Source organism: Cryobacterium sp. TMS1-13-1 (genome assembly GCF_004403125.1).
Lineage (GTDB): Bacteria > Actinomycetota > Actinomycetes > Actinomycetales > Microbacteriaceae > Cryobacterium > Cryobacterium levicorallinum.
On sequence record NZ_SOGX01000011.1, the window covers coordinates 1 to 5,825 of the forward strand.

At 53.2% G+C, this 5,825-nt stretch carries 3 rRNA genes; all 3 read left to right on the forward strand.

The window, feature by feature from the left end:
- The first annotated feature begins 342 nt into the window (after positions 1-342).
- The 3 genes from E3T31_RS13595 (at position 343) to rrf (ending at position 5,810) form a co-directional block, all read left to right on the forward strand.
- Positions 343-1,876, forward strand: a 16S ribosomal RNA gene (locus E3T31_RS13595).
- A 481-nt stretch (positions 1,877-2,357) separates the two neighbouring features.
- A 23S ribosomal RNA gene (locus E3T31_RS13600) occupies positions 2,358-5,486 on the forward strand.
- Between the two features lie 207 nt (positions 5,487-5,693).
- Positions 5,694-5,810: ribosomal RNA gene (rrf, locus tag E3T31_RS13605) — 5S ribosomal RNA — on the forward strand.
- Together the 16S, 23S and 5S rRNA genes form the textbook arrangement of a ribosomal RNA operon.
- The last annotated feature ends 15 nt before the right edge of the window (positions 5,811-5,825 follow it).

Genomic DNA, 5,825 nt, shown 5'->3' on the forward strand with positions numbered 1-5,825 from the left:
CTGGCTGGAGGGTCTAAGTTAGACAAGTTGCCCCGGAGCGACAGCCCAGAACAGGGCCTGAAGTCGGGTGCGTCCGATCCTTGAGAACTCAACAGCGTGCACAATGTCAAATGCCAAAAACCTCGTGGTTGTGGCCCGTTTCTAGCGGGGTGCAGCTAGGAGATTCCTTTGGAAATAATATTGAAAAAGTCCTGACTTCGGTTAGGCAACTAAACAAAGCAAGTCAGTAATGATTTGTTCTTGTCAGTTTCAAACTTGCATCTTCTCAGCCTATTCCGGTTGGTGGGTGCACTAGATGGGCGTTCGTTTTGTATTTATATGGAGCGGGTAGCTATTCAAACATTTACGGAGAGTTTGATCCTGGCTCAGGACGAACGCTGGCGGCGTGCTTAACACATGCAAGTCGAACGGTGAAGAGGAGCTTGCTCCTTGGATCAGTGGCGAACGGGTGAGTAACACGTGAGCAATCTGCCCTTGACTCTGGGATAACTGCGGGAAACTGTAGCTAATACCGGATATTACCTTGGAAGGCATCTTCTGGGGTGGAAAGAATTTTGGTCAAGGATGAGCTCGCGGCCTATCAGCTAGTTGGTGAGGTAATGGCTCACCAAGGCGACGACGGGTAGCCGGCCTGAGAGGGTGACCGGCCACACTGGGACTGAGACACGGCCCAGACTCCTACGGGAGGCAGCAGTGGGGAATATTGCACAATGGGCGCAAGCCTGATGCAGCAACGCCGCGTGAGGGACGAAGGCCTTCGGGTTGTAAACCTCTTTTAGTAGGGAAGAAGCGACTGGGTTTTCCTGGGAGTGACGGTACCTGCAGAAAAAGCACCGGCTAACTACGTGCCAGCAGCCGCGGTAATACGTAGGGTGCAAGCGTTGTCCGGAATTATTGGGCGTAAAGAGCTCGTAGGCGGTTTGTCGCGTCTGCTGTGAAAACCCGAGGCTCAACCTCGGGCCTGCAGTGGGTACGGGCAGACTAGAGTGCGGTAGGGGAGATTGGAATTCCTGGTGTAGCGGTGGAATGCGCAGATATCAGGAGGAACACCAATGGCGAAGGCAGATCTCTGGGCCGTAACTGACGCTGAGGAGCGAAAGCATGGGGAGCGAACAGGATTAGATACCCTGGTAGTCCATGCCGTAAACGTTGGGAACTAGATGTGGGGACCATTCCACGGTCTCCGTGTCGCAGCTAACGCATTAAGTTCCCCGCCTGGGGAGTACGGCCGCAAGGCTAAAACTCAAAGGAATTGACGGGGGCCCGCACAAGCGGCGGAGCATGCGGATTAATTCGATGCAACGCGAAGAACCTTACCAAGGCTTGACATATACCGGAAACGGCCAGAAATGGTCGCCCCGCAAGGTCGGTATACAGGTGGTGCATGGTTGTCGTCAGCTCGTGTCGTGAGATGTTGGGTTAAGTCCCGCAACGAGCGCAACCCTCGTCCTATGTTGCCAGCACGTAATGGTGGGAACTCATGGGATACTGCCGGGGTCAACTCGGAGGAAGGTGGGGATGACGTCAAATCATCATGCCCCTTATGTCTTGGGCTTCACGCATGCTACAATGGCCGGTACAAAGGGCTGCGATACCGCAAGGTGGAGCGAATCCCAAAAAGCCGGTCTCAGTTCGGATTGAGGTCTGCAACTCGACCTCATGAAGTCGGAGTCGCTAGTAATCGCAGATCAGCAACGCTGCGGTGAATACGTTCCCGGGCCTTGTACACACCGCCCGTCAAGTCATGAAAGTCGGTAACACCCGAAGCCAGTGGCCGAACCCGTAAGGGACGGAGCTGTCGAAGGTGGGATTGGTGATTAGGACTAAGTCGTAACAAGGTAGCCGTACCGGAAGGTGCGGCTGGATCACCTCCTTTCTAAGGAGCACGTGCACCGCTCGTCTGTATACAGCGAGAATTCCGGTGCCAGTCATACCAAGACGCCAGTTCTTCCTGAACTGCACGATCTTGGATGGCGCTCATGGGTGGAACATTGACATTGATGCAAGAACGGCTGAGATCTACTCGGTACGCCTGGTTCGTCAGAACGAGGTTGGAAAAGTAGGTGTCGGAGAGACTTGTATATGCACGCTGTTGGGTCCTGAGGGACCGGAACAACCTGGGATGAAAGTCCTGGTGTTGATCTGTTTCTTCTGGACTTCTGTGCGTTGGCATCACTTGCCGGCGTGGAGGGGTACCGCCCGTACTTTGAGAACTACACAGTGGACGCGAGCATCTTAAATTTGCCGCAGCATCTTTTAGATGGTGCGGTCAATTACAAAGATCTAATTAATTAGATCATTGGTCAATTTCGATGTCGAATTTATTCGGCATACTTAATCGATTCAAACTCATGTGATTTCAAATTTTTAAGAGCAAACGGTGAATGCCTTGGCATGTAGAGCCGAAGAAGGACGTAGTAATCTGCGATAAGCCTCGGGGAGTTGATAAACGAACTGTGATCCGAGGATGTCCGAATGGGGAAACCCCGCCAGGCCCGTAAGGTGACCTGGTGACTCCCGCCTGAATATATAGGGCGGGTAGAGGGAACGTGGGGAAGTGAAACATCTCAGTACCCACAGGAAGAGAAAACAACAGTGATTCCGTTAGTAGTGGCGAGCGAACCCGGATGAGGCTAAACCGATCATGTGTGATAGCCGGTAGGCGTTGCATGGTCGGGGTTGCGGGACTTTTCTGCCTATTCTACCGAATGGTAAGGGTTAGAACGTTGTATAGACGAACAGGATTGAAAGCCTGGTCATAGAGGGTGCGAACCCCGTAGTCGAAATGCAGCAATCGCCCGAGAAGTATCCCAAGTAGCACGGGGCCCGAGAAATCCCGTGTGAATCCGTCAGGACCACCTGATAAGCCTAAATACTCCTACATGACCGATAGTGAACAAGTACCGTGAGGGAAAGGTGAAAAGTACCCCGGGAGGGGAGTGAAATAGTACCTGAAACCGTTTGCTTACAAACCGTTGGAGCCAGCTTTGTTCTGGTGACAGCGTGCCTTTTGAAGAATGAGCCTGCGAGTTAGTGATATGTGGCGAGCTTAACCCGAGAGGGGAATGCGTAGCGAAAGCGAGTCTGAATAGGGCGATTCAGTCGCATGTCCTAGACCCGAAGCGAAGTGATCTATCCATGGCCAGGTTGAAGCGACGGTAAGACGTCGTGGAGGACCGAACCCACTTCAGTTGAAAATGGAGGGGATGAGCTGTGGATAGGGGTGAAAGGCCAATCAAACTTCGTGATAGCTGGTTCTCTCCGAAATGCATTTAGGTGCAGCGTTGCGTGTTTCTTGCCGGAGGTAGAGCTACTGGATGGCCGATGGGGCCCAAAAGCTTACTGACGTCAGCCAAACTCCGAATGCCGGTAAGTGAGAGCGCAGCAGTGAGACGGTGGGGGATAAGCTTCATCGTCGAGAGGGAAACAACCCAGACCACCAACTAAGGTCCCAAAGCGCGTGCTAAGTGGGAAAGGATGTGGAGTTGCACAGACAACCAGGAGGTTGGCTTAGAAGCAGCCACCCTTGAAAGAGTGCGTAATAGCTCACTGGTCAAGTGATTCCGCGCCGACAATGTAACGGGGCTCAAGCACGCCACCGAAGTTGTGGCATTGATATTTTTGGTAAGCCGCCACCTTGTGTGGTTGGTTCAGCCGTGTTGATGGGTAGGAGAGCGTCGTGTGGCCAGCGAAGCGGCGGTGTAAACCAGCCGTGGAGGCTACACGAGTGAGAATGCAGGCATGAGTAGCGAAAGACGGGTGAGAAACCCGTCCTCCGAAAGATCAAGGGTTCCAGGGCCAGGCTAATCCGCCCTGGGTAAGTCGGGACCTAAGGCGAGGCCGACAGGCGTAGTCGATGGACAACGGGTTGATATTCCCGTACTGACGAAAAACCGCCCAAACTAATCCAGTAATGCTAAGCATCTGAATCCCCTAGATGGATCCCTTCGGGGTGAAGCGTGGGGCCTAGCGTGCGACCCTATGCTGGTGCGGTTAGCGTATTAACAGGTGTGACGCAGGAAGGTAGCTGAGCCGGGCGATGGTTGACCCGGTCTAAGGATGTAGGCCGAGAGATAGGCAAATCCGTCTCTCATATAAGGTTGAGACCCGATGGGTAGCCCGTAAGGGTGAAATCAGTGATCCTATGCTGCCAAGAAAAGCATCGACGCGAGGTTTTAGTCACCCGTACCCCAAACCGACTCAGGTGATCAGGTAGAGAATACTAAGGAGATCGAGAGAATCGTGGTTAAGGAACTCGGCAAAATGCCCCCGTAACTTCGGGAGAAGGGGGGCCTGAGGCGTGAACGGACTTGCTCCGGGAGCGTTCGAAGGCCGCAGAGACCAGTGGGAAGCGACTGTTTACTAAAAACACAGGTCCGTGCTAAGTCGCAAGACGATGTATACGGACTGACGCCTGCCCGGTGCTGGAAGGTTAAGAGGAACGGTTAGCCGCAAGGCGAAGCTGAGAATTTAAGCCCCAGTAAACGGCGGTGGTAACTATAACCATCCTAAGGTAGCGAAATTCCTTGTCGGGTAAGTTCCGACCTGCACGAATGGCGTAACGACTTCCCAGCTGTCTCAACCGCGAACTCGGCGAAATTGCATTACGAGTAAAGATGCTCGTTACGCGCAGCAGGACGGAAAGACCCCGTGACCTTTACTACAGCTTGGTATTGGTGTTCGGTGTGGCTTGTGTAGGATAGGTGGGAGACTGTGAAGCTTGGACGCTAGTTCAGGTGGAGTCATTGTTGAAATACCACTCTGGTCATATTGGATACCTAACTTCGAACCGTGATCCGGTTCAGGGACAGTGCCTGGTGGGTAGTTTAACTGGGGCGGTTGCCTCCTAAAAAGTAACGGAGGCGCCCAAAGGTTCCCTCAACCTGGTTGGTAATCAGGTGTCGAGTGTAAGTGCACAAGGGAGCTTGACTGTAAGACTGACAAGTCGAGCAGGGACGAAAGTCGGGACTAGTGATCCGGCAGTGGCTTGTGGAAGCGCTGTCGCTCAACGGATAAAAGGTACCTCGGGGATAACAGGCTGATCTTGCCCAAGAGTCCATATCGACGGCATGGTTTGGCACCTCGATGTCGGCTCGTCGCATCCTGGGGCTGGAGTAGGTCCCAAGGGTTGGGCTGTTCGCCCATTAAAGCGGTACGCGAGCTGGGTTTAGAACGTCGTGAGACAGTTCGGTCCCTATCCGCTGCGCGCGCAGGAAATTTGAGAAGATCTATCCCTAGTACGAGAGGACCGGGATGGACGAACCTCTGGTGTGTCAGTTGTTCCGCCAGGAGCACCGCTGATTAGCTACGTTCGGAACGGATAACCGCTGAAAGCATCTAAGCGGGAAGCCGGCTTCGAGATGAGATTTCCATCCCTTCGGGGGAGAGGCTCGCAGCTAGACTACTGCGTTGATAGGCCGGATGTGGAAGTGGGGACTAAAGACCCATGGAGCTGACCGGTACTAATAAGCCGATAATTTGATAACACTCAGTTTGAAGAAGCTGCTTTAGCGTCCACTATGTGGTTCTCGATGTACGGTCGAGAACAACCGCTCTTTTGAGAGCACCAGTACTGTAGAGTATTGGGATACGTAACATAATTGAATAGTTCACTCAGAGTGTTTGAGTGGCGAAGCGATAATTGTTCGAAACGACTTGACGATCACACTTCGGTGTGGTTCATCACCAGGTGTTTCGGCGGCTATAGCGAGAGGGAAACGCCCGGTCACATTCCGAACCCGGAAGCTAAGACTCTCAGCGCTGATGGTACTGCAGGGGGGACCCTGTGGGAGAGTAAGACACCGCCGGACTTAACTTAGAAACAA